Genomic DNA, 21,386 nt, shown 5'->3' with positions numbered 1-21,386 from the left:
ACGCGCCCGGACCGCGGGGCGCTGGTGGCGGTGCCGGGGAGGGCCCGAAGGCCTTCGCCCGCCCGGCTGTTCGGGTCCGGTTCCGTGGACCGCCGCGGGACGCTCGTGCCCGACCCCCTCAGGCGCGCGGGCCGCGCAGGGCCACCAGGTCGGGCTTGCCCGAGGCCAGCATCGGCAGGAACTCCCTCACCTCCAGCTCCCGGGGCGCCGCGTAGGCGGGCAGGCGCTCGCGCACCCACGAGCGCAGCTGCTCCAGCGACGGCGGCGCGTCGGGGTCGGCGGGCACCACGACGGCGCTCACCCGCTCGCCCCACTCGGGGTCGGGGCGGCCCACCACCACCGAGTCGGCCACGGCGGGGTGCTCCAGCAGCCGGGCGTTGACCTGCCCCGGCACCACCTTGTGGCCGCCGGTGTTGACCACCTCGTCCACGCGTCCGAGCACGCTCAGGCGCCCGTCCCCGTCCAGGCGTCCCAGGTCGTTGGTGCGCAGCCACCGCGTCCCGTCGCCGTCGGTGACCAGGGCGCCCGGGTCGGCCCGGACCCCGGGTGCCAGGCGGTAGCCGCTGAGCAGCACCGGACCCGACAGCAGGATCCGCCCGGCCCCGCCGGGAGAGGGGGAGTCCACGCGCACCCGCACCCCGTCCAGCGGGACGCCGTCGTAGACGCACCCGCCGCAGGTCTCGCTCATGCCGTACGTGGTGATCACCCGGCCCCCGGCCGCGCGGGCCTCCCGCAGCAGGGCGGGGTCGGCGGCGGCTCCGCCGAGCAGGATGGTCCCGAACACCGACAGGTCGGTCCCGGCGGCCAGCAGGCGCCGCAGCTGGGTGGGCACCAGGGACACGTGCGGGCGCGACCCGCGCGCCAGCTCCGCCACCGCCCCCGCGGAGAAGGCCGTGTGCTCCGCCCGGGTGCCCGTGGCCAGGGCGCGCATCATCACCTGGATGCCGGAGATGTGCCCGGCGGGCAGCACGCACAGCCACGCGTCGCCGGGGGCGGCGCCGATCCGCGCCACCGAGGCCCGCGCGGAGGAGCGCAGCGCGGCCGCGGACAGCTCCACGCCCTTGGGCGCACCGGTGGAGCCCGAGGTGGTGATGACCAGGGCGGTGTCCCCGCCCGCCGGGGCGGCGCCGTCCAGCGCGGCGACCCCGTCCAGGGTGCGCAGGGAGGCCGGGCGCATGGCGGTCAGGAGTTCGTCCACGCGCGCGTCGGGGGTCCCGTCGGGGATCGGCAGCAGGGCGGGCCCGTGCCCGTCCAGTGCCCGGGCCAACAGGTCGCCCAGGTGCCCGGGTGCCAGCCCGCGCACCGCCTGGAGGGGGCGTCCTCCCTGGTCACGGGGGTGCGTGCTGCCTGTGTCGACCTGTCTCTCGCGTACCACGACCGCAAGGGTACGCCCGTGCTGCGCGCACCCGATCCCGGGGGTGGGACCCGGTGCCGGGCGGCGGGGGACACGTCCCCAAGGAGTACCGCCCTGCCCGCGCGTCATCGCCCGCCTGGCACAATGCGTAGGGTTGTCGCGTGGACGTGGTGACACGTCCGCGCCGTCCACAGTGTCCCCGTTGAGGAGAAGCAGTAGCCGTGAGCAGCGTGATCGACTGGCAGCGGTCGGGCGAGTATTCCGACATCATCTACGAGACCGCGGAGGGCATCGCCAAGATCACGATCAACCGTCCCGAGCGGCACAACGCCTTCCGGCCCCAGACGCTGTTCGAGCTCCAGGAGGCCTTCAACCTCGCCCGCGACGACTCCTCGGTCGGCGTGATCGTCCTCACGGGCGCTGGTGACCAGGCGTTCTGCTCCGGCGGTGACCAGAAGATCCGCGGCGAGGACGGCTACATGGGCGACGACGCCGTGGCCCGCCAGGGCATCGGCCGCCTCAACGTGCTCGACCTCCAGGTGCAGATCCGCCGCACGCCCAAGCCCGTCATCGCCATGGTCGCCGGCTGGTGCGTCGGCGGCGGCCACGTCCTGCACGTGTGCTGCGACCTGACCATCGCCGCGGACAACGCCAAGTTCGGCCAGACCGGCCCCAAGGTCGGCTCCTTCGACGGCGGCTACGGCTCCTGGCTGCTCGCCCAGACCGTCGGCCTGAAGAAGGCCCGCGAGATCTGGTACCTGTGCCGCCAGTACAGCGCGCAGGAGGCCCTGGACATGGGCCTGGTCAACACGGTCGTGCCGCTGGAGGACCTGGAGAAGGAGACCGTGGCCTGGGCGCGCGAGATGCTGGAGAAGTCCCCGCTGGCGCTGCGCATGCTCAAGGGCGCCATCAACGCCGTCAGCGACGGCGCGGCCGGGATGCAGCAGTTCGCCGGTGACGCCACGATGCTCTACTACATGAGCGAGGAGGCCCAGGAGGGCCGCGACGCGTTCAAGGAGAAGCGCCGCCCGGAGTTCGACAAGTTCCCGCGCCGTCCGTGACCGCTGCCGAGCCCGACCCGGCGGGCGCGCCCGCCGGGGGGCGCGCCTTCGCGGTCGGCCTGCGCAACCGCTTCCGCGGCATCACCGTCCGCGAGGGCATGCTCGTGCGCGGGCCCGCCGGGTGGGGGGAGTTCTCCCCCTTCGCCGAGTACGGCCCGCGCGAGTGCGCCCGCTGGTGGGCGGCCTGTGAGGAGGCCGCCCACCGCGGCTGGCCCGCGCCGGTCCGCGACCGGGTGCCGGTCAACGTGACCGTGCCCGCCGTGGACCCCGGGCGGGCCCACGCGATCGTCGCCGCGGGCGGTTGCGCCACCGCCAAGGTCAAGGTGGCCGAACGCGGGCAGGACCCGTCCGAGGACCTGGCCCGCGTCGAGGCGGTCCGCGACGCCCTGGGCCCCTCGGGGCGGGTGCGGGTGGACGCCAACGGCGCCTGGGACGTCGACACCGCCGTGCGGATGGTGCGCGAACTGGACCGCTTCGACCTGGAGTACGTCGAGCAGCCGTGCGCCACCCTGGACGAGCTGGCCGCCGTGCGCCGCCGGGTGTCGGTCCCCGTGGCCGCCGACGAGTCCGTCCGCAGGGCCGAGGACCCGCTGCGGGTGCGCGCCGCCGGCGCCGCCGACATCGTGGTCCTCAAGGTCCAGCCATTGGGAGGGGTGCGCGCCGCGCTGCGCGTGGCCGAGGCGTGCGGACTGCCGGTGGTGGTCTCCAGCGCCGTGGAGACCTCCGTGGGTCTGGCTGCCGGGGTGGCGCTGGCCGCCGCGCTGCCGGAGCTGCCCCACGCGTGCGGTCTGGCCACCATGCAGATGCTGACCGCCGACGTCACCGCCGACCCCCTGCTGCCCGAGAACGGGTTCCTGCCCGTGCGCCCGGTGGCGGTGGACGAGGAGAGCCTGCGCGCGGTGGAGGTCGACCCCGCCGCCTGGCGGGCCCGCGCCGAGGCCGCGCGGTCGGCCGCCGACGAGGTACCCGGCACCGGATAACCGCGCGGTGGTCGGCGTTGGCGTTGCGCCCGGGGCACACGGTGACGGCGGACCGGATGTCCGGTCGGCGTGTGTGAGGTGTAACAGCCGTGTTGTCCTCCGCGGGTCCTGGGTGGGGGTTGACTGTAGGGGCCGGGTCCACATGGTGATACTGGGTACACCTTGAGACGATCGAGAGAATTGATGAATCCGTCCACCGCCCTGGCGCGTGTCCTGGTCGACGAGCTGGCCCGCTGCGGCCTGGCCGAGGCCGTCGTCGCGCCGGGGTCGCGCTCGACGCCGCTCGCCCTGGCCCTGGTCGCCCACCCCGGAATCAGGGTGCACGTGCGCGTCGACGAGCGCTCGGCCTCCTTCCTCGCCCTCGGTCTGGCCCGTGTCTCGCGCCGTCCGGTCGCGGTGGTGTGCACCTCCGGTACGGCCGCGGCCAACTTCCACCCGGCGGTGATGGAGGCCGACGAGAGCGGGGTGCCGCTGATGGTGCTCACCGCCGACCGGCCCCCGGAGCTGCGCGGGACCGGCGCCAACCAGACGGTGGACCAGATCGGCCTGTACGGCGGCGCGGTCCGCCTGTTCGCCGAGGTCGGTACCCCCGACCCGGTGCCGGGCATGGTCGCCTACTGGCGGTCGCTGGCCTGCCGCGCGTGGGGCTCGGCGCTGGGCGGGCGCCCCGGCCCGGTCCACCTCAACGTGGCCTTCCGCGACCCGCTGACCCCCGACGCCGACACGGGTTCGTGGCCCGAGTCCCTGGAGGGGCGCGACGGCGGCCGGGCGTGGATCGGCCGCCCGGGACCGTTGACCGAGCCCGCGCCGTTCACGCTGCCCGACGTCGAGCGCGGTGTGATCGTGTGCGGCGACGGGGACTACGATCCGGTGCCGTTCCTGGCGCTGGCCGAGCTGACCGGGTGGCCGCTGCTGGCCGAGCCGACCTCCAACGCCCGCCGGGCGGGCGCGCTGTCCACCTACCGGCAGTTACTGGCCTCGCCGCGCCTGGCCGCGCGGCGGGCGCCGGAGCTGGTGGTGAGTGTGGGCCGCCCCAACCTGTCCCGGCAGATCCTGGCCTACCTGCGCCGGGCCGAGCGGCACGTGGTGGTCAGCGCGGGCGCGCTGGGCGACCCGTCGGCGAGCGTGCTCAACGCCTTCTCCGACCCGGTGCGCACCGCCACCGACGTGGTGGCCGCGGTCGCGCCGCCCGCCGGACTGGACCCGGGCGCCCCGCGGCGCACGGAGTGGTCGCGGACCTGGTCGGACGCGGAGTCGGTGGCCCGCGCCGCCCTGGACGCGGTGCTGGACGGGGACGAGGTGCTCAGTGAGCCGCGGCTGGCCCGCGACCTGGTCGCGCACATGTCCGCGGGTTCGCTGCTGTTCGCCGGTTCGAGCATGCCCATCCGCGACCTGGACGCCACCATGCGGGCGCGCTGCGGAGTGCGCCTGGTGGGCAACCGGGGCGTGAGCGGGATCGACGGGACGGTCTCCACGGCGATCGGCGCCGCGCTGGCCCACCAGGCCGAGGGCGGGGGCCACGCCTACGCGCTGCTGGGCGACCTGGCGATGCTGCACGACCAGAACGGACTGCTGATCGGCCCGGGGGAACCGCGCCCGGACCTGGCGATCGTGGTGGTCAACAACGACGGCGGCGGGATCTTCTCCGGCCTGGAGCAGGCCGGGCACCCCGACTTCGAGCGGGTGTTCGGCACCCCGCACGGGGTGTCGATGGAGCGGGTGGCGGCGGTGTCCGACGTGCCCTACACCCGCCTGGAGTGGGCGACCGACCTGCCCAAGGCGCTGCTGGGCGAGGGACCGCGCCTGATCGAGGTGTGCACGCACCGCGCGGGCAGCGCCGCGCTGCGCCGCCGGATACAGGCCGCGGTGGACGCCGCGGTGGACGAGGCGCTCTGAGCGCAGGCCGCTCACGGGACTCCGCCCCCACCGGGCGGGGCCGGAGGGGGCGGAGTCCCGCCTCACCCCCGCTCGAAGTGGCGCCTGCGCTCGAAGTCGGTGACCGACGCCGAGAACGCCGCCAGCTCCGCGCGGCCCGCCGCCGCGTAGTGGCGCACCACGTCCGGCCCGAAGCAGGCACGGGCGGGGCCGCTGGACTCCCAGGCCAGCACCGCCTCCTCCAGGGAGGCGGGCAGGCGGGGCAGGTCCGCGGCCGAGGCGTCGCCCGGCGTCGGGTCGGGCAGCGGCAGCGCCTGGTCGATCCCGTACAGGCCCGCCGCGACGATCCCGGCCACCGCCAGGTAGGGGTTGGCGTCCCCGCCCGGCACCCGGAACTCGATGCGCGCCGACTCCCCGGACCCCACCACCCGCACCGGGCAGGTCCGGTTGTCCAGCCCCCACGAGACGGTGCTGGGCGCGTAGGCCAACGGTGAGAGGCGCTTGAAGGAGTTGACGTTGGGCGCGGACAGCAGCGCGAAGTCGCGCATGCACGCCAGCTGCCCGGCCACGAAGTGCTCCATGTGCTTGGACATCCCGTAGCGGCCCGAGCCGTCCCCGGCGAACACCGGCGCCCCGGCCTCGTCGCGCAGCGACAGGTGCACGTGGCAGGAGTTGCCCTCGCCCCCGTCGAACTTGGCCATGAAGGTCAGCGCCGCCCCGGCCTGGGCGGCCAGCGCGCGGGCGCCCGCCTTGTACACCACGTGGTTGTCGCAGGTGCGCAGGGCGTCGTCGTAGCGGAACACGATCTCGTACTGGCCCGGATGGCACTCCCCGCGCGCCGACTCCACGGTCATGCCCGTGCGCTCCATCGCGGTGCGGATGCGGCGCATGAGCGGGTCGATCTCGGCCATCTCCGGCACCGCGTAGTCGGAGTTGAACCGGGTGGCCGTGGTCAGGTTCCGGTAGTCGGCCTCGAACGCCTCCTGGTAGGAGTCCCGGAAGACCAGGAACTCCAGCTCGGTCCCGGCCAGGGCGTGCCAGCCGCGCTCGGCCAGCCGGTCCAGCTGGGCGCGCAGCACCTGGCGAGGCGCGACCGGCACCGGGCGGCCACCGGCGTCGCGGGCGTCGCCCAGCACCAGGGCGGTGCCCGGGTCCCAGGGCAGGTAGCGCAGGGTCGCGGGGTCGGGCGCGATCGCGAAGTCGCCCAGCCCCCCGCCCCAGGGGTCGGTGGCGTAGCCGGGCCGCGACTCCATCTCCACGTCGGTGGCCAGCAGGTACAGGCAGGCGTCGAACCCCTGTGAGAGCACCCGGGTGGCGAAGTCGTGCGGGTTGACCCGGCTGCCCTGGACCCGGCCCTGGAGGTCGGGCAGGGCCACGATGACGTCGGTGATCGCCCCGGACGCCGCGTCGGCGCGCAGCCGCTCCAGCGGGACGGGGAAGGGCGGCGGTGGCGGGGCGGGCGGCAGGGTCTCGCGCAGGGGCGGCAGGCCCTCGCCGGGGAACGTGTTCACGCGGCCCCGCCCCCGCGCGCCGACGGTGCCGGTCGCGCCGGCCGGGCGGGCCACGGACGCACCGCGCGGGCGGGTCCGGGACGGCTCGCGGTCACCGGCCGGGCGGGCCCGTGGTCGGGCACGGTGGTCACGGGGCCTCCCGGTGCAGCGGGTTGGGGACGGGCGGGGCGTCCAGGTGGAACTCGGCGTCGCGCTCGGCGCGGTCGTGGTACCCGCCGCCCAGCAGCCGCTCCCGGTTCAGGCACACCCGCTCGAAGACCGGGCCGAGCAGGTCGAACAGCGCGAAGCGGTCGGCCAGCTCGGGGAACTCCTCCTGGTAGCGCAGGACCTCGGCGCGCACCAGCTCCCAGAAACGCTCCTCGGGCACGCCCAGCTGCTCCTGGGCCAGCGGCGCCAGGTAGCGGAAGTGCCCCACGAACAGGGACTTGGCGACGGAGGAGGTCAGCTCGGCGGCGTCGAAGCGCATCAGCACGCCCAGTGCCTCGGCGGGCAGGTCGGCGTACTCGGGCAGGTCGGTGTCCAGCAGTTTCATGTCGTCCACGAAGTCCTTGACCGCCAGCCGCGCCGGGCGCTCGCGCCCGTCGTAGACCACGATCGCGTTCTCCCCGTGCGGGTTGAAGGCCAGCCCGTACCGGTAGAGCAGGTGCAGCACCGGCGGCAGGACGGCGGCGAACAGGGCGCGCAGCCACGCCTCGGCGTCCAGGCCGGAGCGCTCCACGAGCTCGGCGGCGAAGGCCCTGCCCCGGCCGTCCACGTGCAGCAGTGCGGCCAGGGTGCGGGCGCGCTCGCCGGGGTCCAGCTGTTCGGTGACCGGCTCGCGCCACAGGGCGCCCAGCAGCTGCCGGTGCCGGTAGGGGGCGTCGGGGATGTCCTCCAGCACGGGGTGGCGCACCGCCACCGCGGCGACCTCGCCGGGCAGGACCACCCGGCAGCGCCGCGACAGGAACGCGTCGCGCGCGTGCAGGGCGTGCACCCAGCGGGTGCTGGCGGGCGCGGCCCTGCACAGCTCGGTGGGGATGCCCCGGTAGACCATCGTGTTGAGGATGGCCAGCGAGAGCTTGACGTTGAGGCGGTCGGGGCGGGTGAGGTTGGTGAAGGTGCGGATGGACTGCTGGGGCAGGTAGTCGTCCCCGGCCTCGCCCAGCGGCACGACGCGCCCCTCGGCGAGTTCGGCGGCGAACAGGGGCACCACCACCTCGTCCCACTGCCAGGGGTGGACCGGCAACCACACGAACTCCCCGGCCGCCGCGCCGGTACGCGCCACGGCCTCCTCCAGCCGCGCGGCGAACAGCGCGTCCGTGTGCGCGTCCAGTTCGCGGGCGCGCAGCTCGGCCTGGTCCAGGCCGGGGACGCCGTGGTGCTCGGCCAGCGACCGGTGCACCGCGATCCAGGGCAGGCGCAGGCGCCGCAGGGCCTCGGGCGGGTACTGGGCGCGGTCGCGGGCGGAGAAGCCCACGCGGCCCTTGTTGGCGAAGATCCACGGGTGGCCGCCCTGGTGGCCCTCCAGCTCGGCGTGGGGCAGATCGGCCAGGTCGGCGCTGGTGGCGCCGGACTCGGCCAGGCGGGCGTCACCGCTCAGGGTGGCGGTCAGCTCCCCGACGGTGAAGGCCTCCACGGCCGGGTCCACGATCCCCGCCGCGCCCAGGTCGCGCAGCAGTGCGAAGGGCGAGGCGGGCGCGGCGGCGCCGTCGGCGGCCAGGCGCAGGGCGGTGCCGGGGACGACCCGCCAGCCGTCCATGGTGGTGCGCCGCCCCTCGAACACGTAGGCGGCGCCGGGGTGGACGCGGGCGCGCCAGCGGCCGTACCCGTGGGGGTTTGCGGCGCGGCCGGGGCCCTCCGGTTCGGGATCCTCGGTCTCGGGGTCCTCCGGTTCGGGGCGCAGGGCGTACTCGAAGCACAGTTCGGCGAGCATCTTGGCCGCGAGGCGGTCGCACGCCCGGCGCCAGCGCTCGGGGGTCAGCTCGGAGGGCACCGGAAGGGGAGGGGAGGCGGTGGCGCCCGCCCCGTGGCCGGCCCCCGTCTGGTGGCCGGTGCCCGCATGGCGGCCGGTATCCGGTTCGGTGGACACGTCCGGCGTTGGTGTCGCCGGGGTGGAGGAGTCCGCCGGGCTCGGTGAGACGGGGGAGGCGTGCATGTGATCCTCCGGGATCGTGTGCGTCGCTGGCGCGTCCGGTCGTGCGGGGCTCACCTGTGCTCCTCCGGGACCGCCAGCGGGTTGTCCACCAGACCGTGCATGACGTCGAACTCGGCGTCGCGTTCGGCGCGTTCGTGGAACCCGCCGCCCATGAGCTGTTCGCGGTTGAGGGCGACCCGGCCCACCTTCGGGGCGAGCAGGTCGAACCAGGCGAAGCGCTCGGCCAGCTCGGGGAAGCGCGCGTGGTAGGCCAGCACCTGCTCGCGGGCCAGTGCCCACAGCCGTTCGCCGGGCACGCCGAGCTGGCGTTGGACGATGTCGGCGAGGAAGCGCAGGTGCCCGGCGCAGATCGCGGAGAGCACCGAGTGCGCCAGCTCCTCGGGTCGCCAGCGGTGCAGCGCGCCGCGCACGTGGTCGGGGAGTTCGGCGTACTCGGGCAGGTCGAAGGGCAGCAGCTCCACGTCCGAGCCGAAGTCCTTGAGCGCGATGCGCACGGGTCGCTCGTCCCCGTCGAGGACGAGCACGACGTTCTCCCCGTGGGGGGTGAAGGAGGCCCCGTACCGGTACAGGTAGTGCAGCACCGGCGGGAACAGCGCCCCCACGAAGCACCGCAGCCACTCCTGCGCCTCCAGACCCGAGCGCTCCACCAGTTCGGTGATCAGCGCGCGCCCGTCCGCGCCCTCCAGCAGCAGGCAGGCCATGGTGCGGGCGCGCTCGCCCGGGGCCAGGTGGTGGTGGATCGGCTCGCGCCAGATGGCGCCCAGCAGCTCGTGGTAGCGGTAGGGGGCCTGCGGCATCCGGTCGAACACGGGGTGCGGGACGGTGGCCGAGGCCCGCTCGGCGAGCATCACCACCCCCGTTCCGGTAAGGAAGGGGTCGCGTTCGGCCAGGTCGCGCAGCCAGGCGCTGGTGTGCGGGGCGCATCCGGTCTGGGTGCCCGACAGCCCCCGCCACACCAGGGTGTTGCGGATCATCAGGGGCACCTTGACGTTGAGCCTGTCGGGCCGGTCCAGGTTCATCAGGGTGCGGATGGACTGGAAGGGCCGGTAGCGGTCGCGGCTGAGTCCCAGGCGCACCACCCGCCCCAGAGCGATCTCGGAGGCGAACAGCGGGGCGACGACCTCGTCCCACTGGAAGGGGTGCACCGGCAGCCACAGGTAGGCGTCGGGGTCGCCGCCGCGCTCGCGGATCCGCCCGGCGAAGTCCGCGCGCTGGTCGGCGTCGAGCTCACCGGCCAGCAGGTCCTCGCGTTCGGTTCCGGCCATGGACTGGAAGCGGCCCAGGTCGGGGTGGACGGCGATCCACACCAGCGGGAAGGCGCCGCGCGCCTCGGGGGTGTAGAGGGCGGCGTCGGCGGCGGAGAAGCCCAGGCGCCCCTTGTTGACGAAGATGCAGGGGTGACCGGTCTGGTAGCCCTCCAGGTCCTCGTAGGGCAGGTCGGCCAGGGTGGCGGCGTCCGGGGCGGCGGCCGTCAGGCGGGCGTCGGCGGCGTGTGTGGCCAGCAGGTCGCGGACGACCTCGGCCAGCGAGTCGCCGGGCAGGCCGACGGTCCTCTGGGCGTCGGTCACGAACAGGGTGGGGTCCCAGGCGGGCTCGCGGCCCCGGTCGGTGGTGCGGGTGAGGGAGCCGGGGTCCACGTGCCAGGAGCCGAACCCGCCCCGGCGGGCGGTGAAGGCGTAGGACACCCCGTCGTCCGCGTCCAGGGTCCAGGGGCCGTCGGGGCCGTCTGGGCGGGGGACGACCATCTCCTCGTAGGCCATCTCGCCGACCATGTGGGCGAGCAGGCGACGCCCCGCCCGCCGCCAGACGTCGGGGTCGGTGGTGGTGCTGGGTTCGTCGTGGGCGGTGTACTCGGTGCGTCCTGTGTGGGGCTCGGTTCTGGTGGTCTGGTTGTGTGCGGTGCGAACGCTGGGTCCAGTGTGCTGATTGTGGGCGGTGGGCTGGTCGTGCGCGGTCTCAGGCATGCTGTGCGTCCTCTGTGCGGTGCGCGGTCGTGGTCCGTGGGGCGGGTTGTGGGCTCCCGGTGCCCGAGTTCCTCACCCCGTCTCCCCGGACGGCGCCCCGAAGGACGTGAACGCCGTCCGCGCGGGGAGCCGGTGCACGGTGCGTCCGGTGATGCTGTTGAGGATGGTGGCCGCCCGCCAGGCGCCCAGTCCCAGGTCGGGGGAGCCGACCCCGTGCGTGTGCAGTTCGGCGTTCTGCACGTGGACGGGTGCGGTCAGCTCCGGGTCGGCGGCCAGGCGCAGGTCCGCGCCGATCACCGGCCGCCCCCGGTCATCGGTGCGCAGCAGCTTGGCCACGGGTGCCAGGAAGTCGGGGGAGCGCTGGGCGTAGCCGGAGGCGGCGACGACCGCCTCGGTGCGCACGGTGAACTCCCGGCCCTGTTCGCGGTGGCGGAGGACCAGCGCGAACCCGTCCCCCTCGGCCCTGGCCCCCAGCAGTTCGCAGTGCGCCCGCAGCGAGGCGCCCACCGGCGCCCCGGCGATGCCGCGTTCGTAGAGCACGTCGTGGATCTCGGCCATGGTGCCGGCGCTGATGCCCTTGTGCAGCTGCCACTGCGCGGGCACCACGCGGTCCTTCACGTCCTGGGGCAGGGCGTGGAAGTAGCGGGTGTAGTCCGGGGTGAAGTGCTCCAGGCCCAGCTTGGAGTACTCCATCGGGGCGAACGCGGGGGAGCGGGTCAGCCAGCGCACCTCGGTGTCGCGGTGCTGGGGGGAGCGCAGCAGGTCCAGGAACACCTCGGCGCCGGACTGGCCCGAGCCGAGCACGGTCACGTCGCGCAGCCCGGCCAGGCCGGGGGCGCGGTCCAGGTAGTCGGCGGCGTGCAGGACGCGCTCGCCCTCCAGCGCGGCCAGGGCCTCGGGCAGCACCGGCTCGGTGCCGATGCCCAGTACCAGGGCCCGGCCGCGCACGGCGGCGCGGGAGCCCGCGGCACCGGTGTACTCCACGGTGAACACGCCGTCGTCGTGGTGCACCGCCGTGGCGCGGGCGTCGAAGCGGCACGAGTCCAGCCGGTGGGCGACCCAGCGGCAGTAGTCGTCGTACTCGCGGCGGGGCACGTGGAAGTGCTCGGAGAAGTAGAACGGGAACAGTCGGTCGTGCTCGCGCAGGTAGGACAGGAACGACCAGCGGCTGGTGGGGTCGACCAGGCTGACCAGGTCGGCCAGGAAGGGCACCTGGAGGCGGGCTCCCTCCAGCAGCAGGCCCGGGTGCCAGGAGAAGGAGGGGCGCGACTCCAGGAAGCGGGCGCTGAGCCCGGGAACGCCGTCGGCCAGCGCGGCCAGGGCCAGGTTGAACGGGCCCAGGCCCACGCCCACCAGGTCGTGGATCCGGTCGGGGCTGGTCAACGGGACTCCTTCAGGGCCGCGGCCTCGGCGTCGCCCGCGGCGGCGACCTCGGCGAGCAGGGCCGCGGTGTCGTCGGGGGTGGTGTCGGGGTTGAGCAGGGTGAGCTTGAGCCACACGCGGCCGTCGATCCGGGTGCGCCCGACCACCGCCCGGCCCTCCTCCAGCAGGCGGCGGCGCAGCCGGGCGTTGACGGTGTCGCTGTGCGTCCCGGCGTCGTAGCGGAACACGACGGTGGTCAGCGCGGGCGAGGCGGCCAGGACCAGGCGCGGTTCGGTGAGCACGTGCGAGGCGGTGCGCAGGGTCAGGTCGCGGCAGGCGTCGACCAGGCGGCCCAGACCGTCCACGCCGAGGGCGCGCAGGGTGACGGCGACCTTGAACACGTCGGCCCGGCGGGTGGTGCGCAGCGAGTAGCCGAGCAGGCTGGGGTAGCCCGCCTCCTCGTCGTCGGTCGGGTTGAGGTAGTCCACCGAACGCGAGAGCGGTGCGAACAGGGCGCGTTCGCGGGTGAGCAGGATTCCGGCCGCCACGGGCTGCCAGCCGAGCTTGTGCAGGTCCAGGCTGACAGAGTCGGCCCGCTCCAGCCCGGCGAGGAGCCCGCGCAGGCGCCGGGAGAAGAGCAGACCGCCCCCGTAGGCGGCGTCCACGTGCAGCCACACGCCGAACTCGCGGGTGATGTGCGCGACGGCGCCCAGCGGGTCGATGCCGCCCAGGTCGGTGGTCCCGGCGGTGGCCACGACCGCGACCGGCAGGTCGCCCTCGGCGCGCAGGCGCAGCAGGGTCTCGCGCAGCGCCGCCGGGCGCATCCGGTGCTGGGAGTCCACGTCCACGGTGACCACGGAGTCCTCGCCCAGGCCCAGCAGGGCGGCGGAGCGCTGGACGGAGAAGTGCGCGGCCCTCCCGCACAGGACGCGCGGCCGCGCGCCGTCCGCGGCCCGCGCCACGCCCCGGCGTCCGGCGTCGCCCAGCGCGTGGTCGCGCGCCAGCAGCAGGGCGGTGAGGTTGGACTCGGTGCCGCCGGAGGTGACCACCCCGCCCGCGTCCCGTCCCCGGTAGCCGACCAGGTCGGCGAGTTCGGCCACGACCTGGGTCTCCATGGCGGTGGCGGCGGGGGCCTGGTCCCAGGAGTCCAGGGACTGGTTGAGGACCGAGGCGACGGTGTCCGCCGCCACCGCCACGGCCAGCGGCGGGCAGTGCAGGTGGGCGGCGCAGTGGGGATGCGCGGGGTCGGCGGCGCCCGCGGCGAGTACCCGGGTGAGGCGGACCAGGACGTCCCGCGCGGTGCCGCCCGCCGCGCCGTCCGCGGTGCCGAGCGCCTCGCGGACCGCGTCGGCGACCTGGTGCGGTGTGCGCGCCGGGAGCGGGCCGCCGCGTTCGTCGGCCGCCTCGGCCAGGGCGCGGGTGGCGGCCTCGACCAGGGACGCGACCGTGGCGGGCCCGCCGGGAGCCCCCGCCAGACCGCCGGAGGGCAGGGGCGCCGTGTTGGCGGGGACCGGGGACGGAGCGGGTGAGGCGGGCGCTTTGGTGGCGGAGAGAGCTGTGGGTACAGGGTGTGTCGCGGTGGAGGGGAGGGCCTCGGCTACAGGGGTTGCCTCGATGTCGGGCGGCATCTCGGTGACCGGATCGACGCTCTGGGTAATGGGCATGGGGGTGGGGCTCCTGTGGTTCCGAGGCGGATCGGATGGTGGGGGATCGTGGCGGATCAGGGGCGTCGGCCGGTCGGCGGGGCGGGTCCGTCAGCCGGTCAGCGGCATGACCAGGCAGTGGTGTCTTCGCCAGCCCGGATGCGGTGCGAGGCCGCCCACGTGCCGCCAGCCGTTGCGCAGGAAGATGTCCAGCGCGTGGGTGTTGTCCTCCGCCACCAGCGCGGCGGCGCGCTCCTCCGAGCGGCCGCTGACCAGGAACGGAAGCGCGCGCTCCACCAGCCCGGTACCGCGGAAGGGGGTGCGGATCAGCGCCTCGCACACGGCGAGGGTCCGGCCCGGGCGCTCGACGGCGACGTCCTCCTCCGTTCCCGGCAGCGGGACGAACCCGTTCCACCAGCCGGTGGTGGGCGCCAGCGTGTAGCCGTAGGCGAACCCGGCCAGCTCCTCGTCCACGTGGCAGGCGGTGAGCCGGAAACCCGGCCGGGCCGCGCTGAAGGCCAGGCGCTCGGCGAAGGACGGCTGGCTGTGGTCGGGCAGGTGCAGGGCGTCGGCGTAGACCGCCTCGTAGGCGTCGACCCAGCCGGAGGGAGCGGCCAGCACGTCGGGGCCGGTGAGGTTGTCGATGCGCCATGTGGCGGCGTGCGGCACGGGCACGAGGGGATCCTTCGACTGGGAGGGCGTGTCGGGGGGACACGGTGAGGACGGCATGTCAGGGCCGCATTAATTAGGACAGGCTTACCTAAGTATGTCAAGGTGTGCAGGTGGGTGACCCAGCCCACAGGCTGTCCACGGTCACCCTGGGCGCGGCCGGGTGCGCCAGGAACGCGGGCATCGCGAACTCGTGCCCGTAGGCGCCCGCGTTGGGGAAGACCAGCACGTCACCGGCCCGCAGGGACTCCACGCGCACGTCCCGGGCCAGCACGTCCTCCGGGGTGCACAGCTCTCCGCACACCGTCACCGACTCCCCGCCCGCTCCGGGCCTCGGAGTCCCCTCGGGCCACGGCCCGCCCTCCAGCACCGCGAAGTTGTGCCGGATCTCCCAGGAGGTGGGCAGCTGGAAGTGGTTGATCCCGCCGCGCACCACCGCGAAGCAGCCGCCGTAGGCCGACTTCACGTCGGTCACCCGGGTCGCGTACCAGCCCGCCGGAGCGGCGATCCAGCGCCCCGGCTCGAACACGACCTCCACCCCCGGATCGGGCAGTTCCGCCAGCGCGGAGCCCAGCCGTTCCAGGTCGAAGCCGGGGCCGCCCTCGAAGGGCACCCCCAGGCCGCCGCCCACGTCCACCAGACGCAGGTCCACGCCGTGCTCGTCCGCGGTCCGGCGGGACCAGTCCAGGCACCAGCGCACGTACCGCGCGTGGGCTTCGGCGTCGGTGTTCCCGCTGACCGCGTGTACGTGGAAGCCCGCCAGGTCCACGCCGGGGAGGGCCAGGGCCGTGCGTACGGCCTCGCCGACCAGGGGTTCGGGAACGCCGAAGGGGCCGGGGGTCCCGCCCATCACCAGCGCCCCGCTCACCGGTACGCGCTCGGGGTTGACCCTCAGGGCGACCGTCAGCACCGTGCCCGCCGCGCACGCCGCGGCCGAGATCCGGTGCAGCTCCAGGACGCTCTCGGCGTTGACGACCACGGCGGCGATGGAGCCGGTGCGGCCGGTGGGATGGCCGGGGAGGGCGGCGGGGTCGGTAACCGGAGCGGTGCCAGCGCCGGTGCCGGGGTCCAGGTCGGCGCTCAGCCGGGCCAGACCCGCCAGCATCTCGGGTGTCTTGCCCGGACCGCTGACCGCGATCCTCCTTCCGTTCCCGGTCCCCTCCCTGCGCAGGCGCAGCGCGGCCGCCGCGGCACGGCCCTCCCGCAGCGAGGCCGCCTCGAACCCGTCCACGGCCTCGGCCAGGTGGGCGAGCACCGGCTCGAAGCCGTTGGCCTTGACCGCGAAGTACACCCGCGCCCACGCGGGCAGCGCCTTGCGCAGCGTCCGGGCTCGGTCCGCGGCCAGCGACGGATCGTAGACGTAGCCCGCGCCGGTGCCGGCGGCCAGGGCCAGCGCCGCCTCGCGCACGGGCGCGGGTATCCGTTCGGCGCTCAGGGCCGGGGTGTGCTCGAAGGAGCGGGGCGGTTCCATGGGCGTTCCCTCCGCGTGCGTGTGGTCGTGGCGCACGCACGCTGTGTGCGCGACACACGACAGGGTTCTGTTCTCTCGCTCGGGTCCGCCGGGCCGAGGATCCGGCCCGGCCGGGGCGTCCGCGTTCGGCCGGGCCGGGATCCGGCCCGGCGGGGACGCGCCCGCGGGTCGGTTCCGCCTGCCCCAACCCTTCCGGGGTGGAACGCCGCTTCCTTCCGCGCTCCACCCCTCCAGCGCCTAGACAGTGTTTTTTGGGACCTCCGCTTCGCTTCGGCCCGTGTTCGGGCGCCCGAAGCACGGGAACCTTCGGTGTCTCCGGCGGGTTCGCTCGTTCCTCACGAACCCGCCTCCACCACCTCCAGAACCCCGTGGGCGCCCGAACCAACCCCCCACAAGCTGAGACCGGTTCAAAAAACAGACCCTAGTGCGGTGACCGGAAAGGTTCACAGGGGCGTGCATATCGAGGATGATCTTGCTCCCAGAGGCACTGTCGACGGTCCACAGTGGCACCAGTAGCAAGATCACCGGGAGGAGAGTCCCGGCGCCACACCGGCAACATTTTCGGCCAGCCCACTAGCGCTGCGGGTCCACCCCGAAGATCTCCGCCACGTCGTCCAGCACCGCGTGCGCCGAGATCAGGCCCACGCCCGACATCCAGTAGTCGTCGTCCACGTCCGTCTTCTCGCCCTCCAGCTCACCCCACAGCGGGTTCGCGGTGTAGCGCTCCTTGTCCTCGTCCACCACACCGGCGCCGTCGTCGTAGGTGGCCACCAGGATCCGGTCGGCCTCCAGGTCCAGCAGGCGCTCGGGGCTGTGGTAGGTCGCGATCTCCTCGGACTCGGTGTCGGTTCCCTCACTGGCGGGCAGCCCGAGGTCGTCCAGGATCACGCCGACGTAGGAGTTGCGGGTGTACAGGCGCACGCCGTCCGCGTCACCGGCGAAGCGCACCACCGACACCGTGGGCGCCTCCCCGTCCGACGACGCGGCGATCTCCTCGCCGATGGCGGCGGCGCGGTCCTCGTACTCGGTCAGGAGGCGCTCGGCCTCCTCGGTCGCACCCATCGCCTCCGCCGCCAGGAGCAGGTTCTCCTTCCAGGTCGCGCCGGTGGTCTCCGACATCACCGTGGGGGCGACCTCGGCCAGCTGCTCGTAGCCGTCGCCGTGGCGGACCTCGGCCGACAGGATCAGGTCCGGCTCGGCCTGCGCGACCAGCTCCGGGCTGATCTCCCACAGCAGGCCCACCGACCCGGCCCCCTCGGCGCTGCCGACGTTCCAGTCGCTCTCCAACAGGTACTCCGGAAGGGCGTCCTGGCCCTCGGCGATCTGGGTGAAGCCGACCACGTTCCCGCCCAGGGCCAGGGTGGCGTCCACGTAGGTGAAGTCCAGCGGCAGCACCCGCTCGGGAGCACTGGGGATCTCGGTCTCGCCCATGGCGTGCGTAACGGTGAGGGGGAAGCCCTCCGCCGTCTCCGGCCCGGCTTCGGAGGCGGGCGCCTCCTCGGGGCCGCCCGCACCGCAGGCGGTCACCAGGGCGAGGGAGGCGGCGAGGGACAGGGGCAGTCCCGCGCGGCGCAGGGAGGGGAGAATGGTCATCGTGGGGCTCCCGGTCGATGAGGGAAACGGGGGAAACTGCATTCTGCGAACACGAGAACGGCACACCTCACCAGGGGAGGTGACGTCTCAGGTCGAGACGTGGCAAACTTAGGGTATCCAGGTGTGGCTAGGCAAACCTAACTTAGGTTGGCCTGGCCTTTCGTCATGAGAGGGAGACAAGGTGAGTGAGACCAGCGAACCGCCGCCGACCTCCGCCGCTCCTGCCTCCACCGCCCCGGAGGTACCGGACCGGAGGGCAGCGGTCTCCGCGGCTCCGGCCCCCACCACCCGCAATCCCCCCGCACCGAATCCAGCGGCCACACCCCCCGCCGCTCGCGCGACCTCCGCATCCGCCACCACCGCCCCCGGATCCCCATGACATCCCCCGCCGCACGAACCCCCGCGACCTCCTCCGCCGCCCCGGAAGCCCCACCGCCCTCCGCTGGCAACGCGGTCGCGGCCCGCCGCACGCGCCGGATCTCCGGCCTGGCCCTGATGCTCCTGCTGCTGTGCCTCGCCGCCCTGGCCAGCGTGCTCGTCGGTGCCCGCGCCCTCACCCCCGAAGCCGTGTGGCTGGCCCTGACCTCCACCGCGGGTGCCGAGGCCGACATCATCGTCAACGAGATCCGCCTGCCGCGCACCGCGCTCGGCCTGCTCGCCGGGATCAGCCTGGGCCTGGGCGGCGCCCTCATGCAGGGGCACACCCGCAACCCCCTGGGCGACCCCAGCATCCTCGGCGTCACCTTCGGCGCCGCCCTCGCCGTGGTGCTGGGCATCCTGCTGCTCGGCGTCACCACGCTCCAGACCCAGGCCTGGTTCGCCTTCGCGGGCGCCGCCGCGGCCGCCGTCGCGGTCTACGCCATCGGCTCGATCCCCGGACGCGGCCCCACACCCATCACCCTGGCCCTGGCCGGGACCGCCGTGAGCTGGATGTGCTACTCCCTGGTCTCGGGACTGGTCCTGCTCGACGAGTCGACCATGGAGAGCTTCCGGTTCTGGCGGGTGGGCTCCCTGGTGGGCCGCGACCCCTCGATCCTCGTCCCCATGGCGCCCGTGGTCGCCGTCGGTGCCGTCCTCGCCCTGGCCAACGCCCGCGCCCTCAACGCCCTGGCCCTGGGTGAGGACACCGCGCGCGCCCTGGGCTTCCGGATCGGCCGCGCCCGCGTCGTCGGGCTGCTCGCCATCACCCTGCTCACCGGCGTGACCGTCGCCGCCTGCGGTCCCATCGCCTTCGTGGGGCTGATCGTGCCGCACCTGGCCCGCGGCGTCGTCGGCGCCGACTACCGCTGGCTGCTGCCCTACTCCGCGCTGATGGGCGCGACCCTGCTCCTGGCCGCCGACGTCCTGGGCCGCTTCCTCGCACCGCCCGGAGAACTCCAGGTCGGCGTGGTGCTCGCCCTCCTCGGCGCGCCCTTCTTCGTCCACATCGTCCGCCGCCGGAGGCTTCTCTCCCTGTGAACTCCACTCCGTCCGGAACCGTCGCCCCCGACGGTGCCCGCCAGCGCGCACGCGCCCCCCACCAGGACCAGGCCCGGGCACGGGCCCGCGCCAGCCTCGCCAGGCGCGGCCGCGCTCTCCGCCTGGGCCCGGTCTCCGTCCCGCTGCGCCCCCGCCCGGCCCTCCTCGCGCTGCTGACCGCCCTGGTGCTCCTCGTCCTGGTGGCGCTCAACCTCTCCGTCGGGGAGGTGTTCCTCTCCCCGGCCCGGGTGTGGGCCAACGTCGTCGGCACCACCTACGACGACTACTTCACCGTCTGGCGGGTCCGCATGCCCCGCGTGGTGGTGGGCATGCTCGCCGGGGCCGCCCTGGCCGCCGCGGGCGCCATCACCCAGACCATCATGCGCAACCCCCTCGCCAGCCCCGACCTGCTCGGCGTCACCCACGGCGCCAGCGCGGGCGTGGTCGCGGTGCTGGCCTTCGGCGGCAGCTACGGCATCGTCAGCGGCCCCCTCGCCGACATCGGCGTTCCGGCCCTGGCCCTGACCGGCGGCCTGGCCGCCGGGGCACTGTGCTACGGGCTGGCCTGGCGGGGCGGCGTCGACGGGTTCCGCCTGCTGCTGGTGGGCGTGGGCGTGTCCACGGTGCTCATGAACCTCACCCTGTGGATGCTCACCCTGGGGGAGGTCAGCGACACCGGGCGGGCCATGGTGTGGATCTCGGGCAGCCTGTCCATGCGCACCTGGCAGGACGCGGTCCCCGTGGCCGCAGCCCTGCTCGTCCTCCTGCCCCTGGCACTGGCGGCCGCGCGCACCCTGGACGTGCTCTCCTACGGCGACGACGTGGTCCGCGGCCTGGGCGTGCGGCTCGAACGCGCCCGCACCGCCATGCTGGTGCTGGCCGTCCTGCTGGCCGCCTTCGGCACCTCCGCCGCCGGGCCGATCCTGTTCGTGTCGCTGGCCTGCCCGCAGATCGCGCTGCGCCTGGCCCGCACCCCCCGGCCGCCGGTCCTGCTCTCCGCCCTCGTCGGCGCCGCGCTGACCTGCGCCGCGGACCTCATCGCCCGCAACCTGGTCGGCGTCCCACTCCCGGTCGGCATCGTCACCGGCTGCCTGGGCGCCCTCTACCTCGTCTACCTGCTCGTCCGCGGCAACCGAAAGGCACAGGCGTGACCACACACCCCATCCGAACGCGGACCACGTCCGAACCCGCCACCACCCCCGACACCGACACCGCTGCCGCCACCATGACCGACGGGACCACGGGCACCGCCCACACCACCGCCGACCCCGACACTGCCCCCGCGACCGCGACCGCGACCGCGACCGCCTCCGCTCCGGTCCGGCTGAGCGCGCGCGGCCTCACCCTGGCCTACGACGACCACACCGTCGTCGAGGGACTGGACGCCGACATCGTCGAGGGCACCATCACCTGCGTCATCGGCCCCAACGGCTGCGGCAAGTCCACCATGCTGCGTGCCCTGGGGCGGCTCATGAGGCCCCGGGCGGGCCTGGTGGAGCTCGACGGCCGCGACATCCACCGGGTGCCCACCCGCGAGGTCGCCGAGGTGCTGGGCGTGCTGCCCCAGCAGCCCGTGGCGCCGGACGGGCTCACCGTCGCCGACCTGGTCTCCCGCGGGCGGCACCCCTCCCAGCGCTGGTACCGGCAGTGGTCGGGCGAGGACCACCGGGCGGTCTCCGACGCCCTGGAGCAGACCGGTCTGCTGGAGCTGGCCGACAGCCCGTTGCAGGAGCTGTCCGGCGGCCAGCGCCAGCGCGCGTGGATCTCCATGGTGCTGGCCCAGGGCACGGACCTCCTCCTGCTGGACGAGCCCACGACCTTCCTGGACCTGGTCCACCAGGTCGACGTGCTGGACCTGGTGCGCGAGCTGCACCTGCACGGCGGGCGCACCATCGTCATGGTCCTGCACGACCTCAACCTCGCGGCCCGCTACGCCGACACCGTCATCACCATGCGCGAGGGCCGGGTGGTGGCCAGCGGCGCCCCCGCCGACGTGCTCACCCCCGAACTGCTGCGCGAGGCCTTCGACCTGGAGGCGGTCGTGGTGGAGGACCCCGTCACCGGCGGGCCCATGGTGGTCCCCGTCGGCCGCAGCGGCGGCCAGCACGCCTGAGTCCGTCCACCGCGACACCGGGCACCACACCCGCCCCTTTCCGGTTTCCGGCTCCTGGCCCTCCCCGGCGTCGGCATGCCCGGAAACCCCTCCTCTCGGCAACCTTTTTCCGCTCCCGGCCCCGTTTCGGTACCGCCCCGTCCGGCGCCGAATCACGGGAGGGCCGACAACTCCGGGGACGGTTACGGGCGTGTCACG

At 74.6% G+C, this 21,386-nt stretch carries 15 protein-coding genes; 6 read left to right on the top strand and 9 right to left on the bottom strand.

Going from position 1 to position 21,386, the window contains the following annotated elements; genetic code table 11:
- Positions 1–118: 118 nt before the first annotated feature.
- Complete coding sequence (locus tag FYW99_RS28365; RefSeq protein WP_150255066.1) at positions 119–1,375, bottom strand: AMP-binding protein; 1,257 nt, start codon at positions 1,373–1,375, stop codon at positions 119–121.
- Between the two features lie 200 nt (positions 1,376–1,575).
- Here FYW99_RS28365 and menB point away from each other — a divergent pair, with 200 nt between their 5' ends.
- The 3 genes from menB (at position 1,576) to menD (ending at position 5,291) form a co-directional block, all read left to right on the top strand.
- Positions 1,576–2,415, top strand: coding sequence for a 1,4-dihydroxy-2-naphthoyl-CoA synthase (gene menB, locus FYW99_RS28360; RefSeq protein WP_097636513.1), 840 nt, complete (start codon positions 1,576–1,578; stop codon positions 2,413–2,415).
- Complete coding sequence (locus tag FYW99_RS28355; RefSeq protein ID WP_150255065.1) at positions 2,412–3,395, top strand: o-succinylbenzoate synthase; 984 nt, start codon at positions 2,412–2,414, stop codon at positions 3,393–3,395. Before menB ends, FYW99_RS28355 begins: the two co-directional genes overlap by 4 nt.
- Before the next feature lie 183 nt (positions 3,396–3,578).
- Entirely contained in the window at positions 3,579–5,291 is a 1,713-nt protein-coding gene (gene menD / locus FYW99_RS28350) for a 2-succinyl-5-enolpyruvyl-6-hydroxy-3-cyclohexene-1-carboxylic-acid synthase (RefSeq protein ID WP_150255064.1), read from the top strand.
- A 62-nt stretch (positions 5,292–5,353) separates the two neighbouring features.
- On the opposite strand, the gene FYW99_RS28345 is transcribed toward menD, so the two are convergent.
- From FYW99_RS28345 to FYW99_RS28310, 8 genes are all read right to left on the bottom strand, one after another.
- A complete protein-coding gene (locus FYW99_RS28345) occupies positions 5,354–6,781 on the bottom strand; it encodes a glutamine synthetase family protein (RefSeq protein ID WP_150255063.1) in 1,428 nt (475 codons plus the stop codon).
- A gap of 127 nt (positions 6,782–6,908) precedes the next feature.
- A complete protein-coding gene (locus FYW99_RS28340) occupies positions 6,909–8,915 on the bottom strand; it encodes an IucA/IucC family protein (RefSeq protein WP_223839708.1) in 2,007 nt (668 codons plus the stop codon).
- 50 nt (positions 8,916–8,965) lie between these two features.
- Positions 8,966–10,879: an IucA/IucC family protein gene (locus FYW99_RS28335; RefSeq protein WP_150255062.1), complete on the bottom strand. Its 1,914-nt coding sequence runs from the start codon at positions 10,877–10,879 to the stop codon at positions 8,966–8,968.
- 72 nt (positions 10,880–10,951) lie between these two features.
- Positions 10,952–12,262, bottom strand: a complete 1,311-nt coding sequence (locus FYW99_RS28330; RefSeq protein ID WP_150255061.1) for a lysine N(6)-hydroxylase/L-ornithine N(5)-oxygenase family protein — start codon at positions 12,260–12,262, stop codon at positions 10,952–10,954.
- The gene (locus FYW99_RS28325; RefSeq protein WP_223839706.1) at positions 12,259–13,905 is read right to left on the bottom strand and encodes a pyridoxal phosphate-dependent decarboxylase family protein; all 1,647 of its coding nucleotides are present in this window, start codon (positions 13,903–13,905) and stop codon (positions 12,259–12,261) included. Before FYW99_RS28325 ends, FYW99_RS28330 begins: the two co-directional genes overlap by 4 nt.
- A gap of 90 nt (positions 13,906–13,995) precedes the next feature.
- Positions 13,996–14,559 (bottom strand): GNAT family N-acetyltransferase, encoded by a 564-nt coding sequence (locus FYW99_RS28320; RefSeq protein WP_150255060.1) that lies wholly within the window; start codon positions 14,557–14,559, stop codon positions 13,996–13,998.
- Between the two features lie 94 nt (positions 14,560–14,653).
- On the bottom strand, positions 14,654–16,024 hold the full coding sequence (locus FYW99_RS28315) for a type III PLP-dependent enzyme domain-containing protein (protein WP_150255059.1): 1,371 nt from the start codon (positions 16,022–16,024) through the stop codon (positions 14,654–14,656).
- A gap of 573 nt (positions 16,025–16,597) precedes the next feature.
- Positions 16,598–17,617 carry an ABC transporter substrate-binding protein gene (locus FYW99_RS28310; protein WP_150255058.1) on the bottom strand — a complete coding sequence of 340 codons (1,020 nt, stop codon included), beginning with the start codon at positions 17,615–17,617 and terminating at the stop codon, positions 16,598–16,600.
- 375 nt (positions 17,618–17,992) lie between these two features.
- Between FYW99_RS28310 and FYW99_RS28305 the strand changes: the two genes are divergently transcribed.
- The 3 genes from FYW99_RS28305 to FYW99_RS28295 are packed head-to-tail and all read left to right on the top strand — an operon-like array spanning position 17,993 to position 21,188.
- A complete protein-coding gene (locus FYW99_RS28305; RefSeq protein WP_150255057.1) occupies positions 17,993–19,075 on the top strand; it encodes a FecCD family ABC transporter permease in 1,083 nt (360 codons plus the stop codon).
- Positions 19,072–20,226 carry a FecCD family ABC transporter permease gene (locus tag FYW99_RS28300; protein WP_150255056.1) on the top strand — a complete coding sequence of 385 codons (1,155 nt, stop codon included), beginning with the start codon at positions 19,072–19,074 and terminating at the stop codon, positions 20,224–20,226. Before FYW99_RS28305 ends, FYW99_RS28300 begins: the two co-directional genes overlap by 4 nt.
- Complete coding sequence (locus FYW99_RS28295) at positions 20,223–21,188, top strand: ABC transporter ATP-binding protein (RefSeq protein WP_394350384.1); 966 nt, start codon at positions 20,223–20,225, stop codon at positions 21,186–21,188. The genes FYW99_RS28300 and FYW99_RS28295 overlap by 4 nt, the downstream gene beginning before the upstream one ends.
- Positions 21,189–21,386: the final 198 nt, after the last annotated feature.

Source organism: Nocardiopsis deserti, from assembly GCF_008638355.1.
Taxonomy (GTDB): domain Bacteria; phylum Actinomycetota; class Actinomycetes; order Streptosporangiales; family Streptosporangiaceae; genus Nocardiopsis; species Nocardiopsis alborubida.
Note: the sequence above shows the minus strand (reverse complement) of the source record. Positions and strands in the feature narration are given on the sequence as shown.

What these genes read in the sequence shown, in the direction of transcription:
- FYW99_RS28315 (WP_150255059.1), bottom strand. Translation starts at nt 16,024, where the DNA reads ATGGAACCGCCCCGCTCCTTCGAGCACACCCCGGCCCTGAGCGCCGAA.
- FYW99_RS28305 (WP_150255057.1), top strand. Translation starts at nt 17,993, where the DNA reads ATGACATCCCCCGCCGCACGAACCCCCGCGACCTCCTCCGCCGCCCCG.
- FYW99_RS28310 (WP_150255058.1), bottom strand. Translation starts at nt 17,617, where the DNA reads ATGACCATTCTCCCCTCCCTGCGCCGCGCGGGACTGCCCCTGTCCCTC.
- FYW99_RS28335 (WP_150255062.1), bottom strand. Translation starts at nt 10,879, where the DNA reads ATGCCTGAGACCGCGCACGACCAGCCCACCGCCCACAATCAGCACACT.
- FYW99_RS28325 (WP_223839706.1), bottom strand. Translation starts at nt 13,905, where the DNA reads ATGCCCATTACCCAGAGCGTCGATCCGGTCACCGAGATGCCGCCCGAC.
- FYW99_RS28340 (WP_223839708.1), bottom strand. Translation starts at nt 8,915, where the DNA reads ATGCACGCCTCCCCCGTCTCACCGAGCCCGGCGGACTCCTCCACCCCG.
- menD (WP_150255064.1), top strand. Translation starts at nt 3,579, where the DNA reads ATGAATCCGTCCACCGCCCTGGCGCGTGTCCTGGTCGACGAGCTGGCC.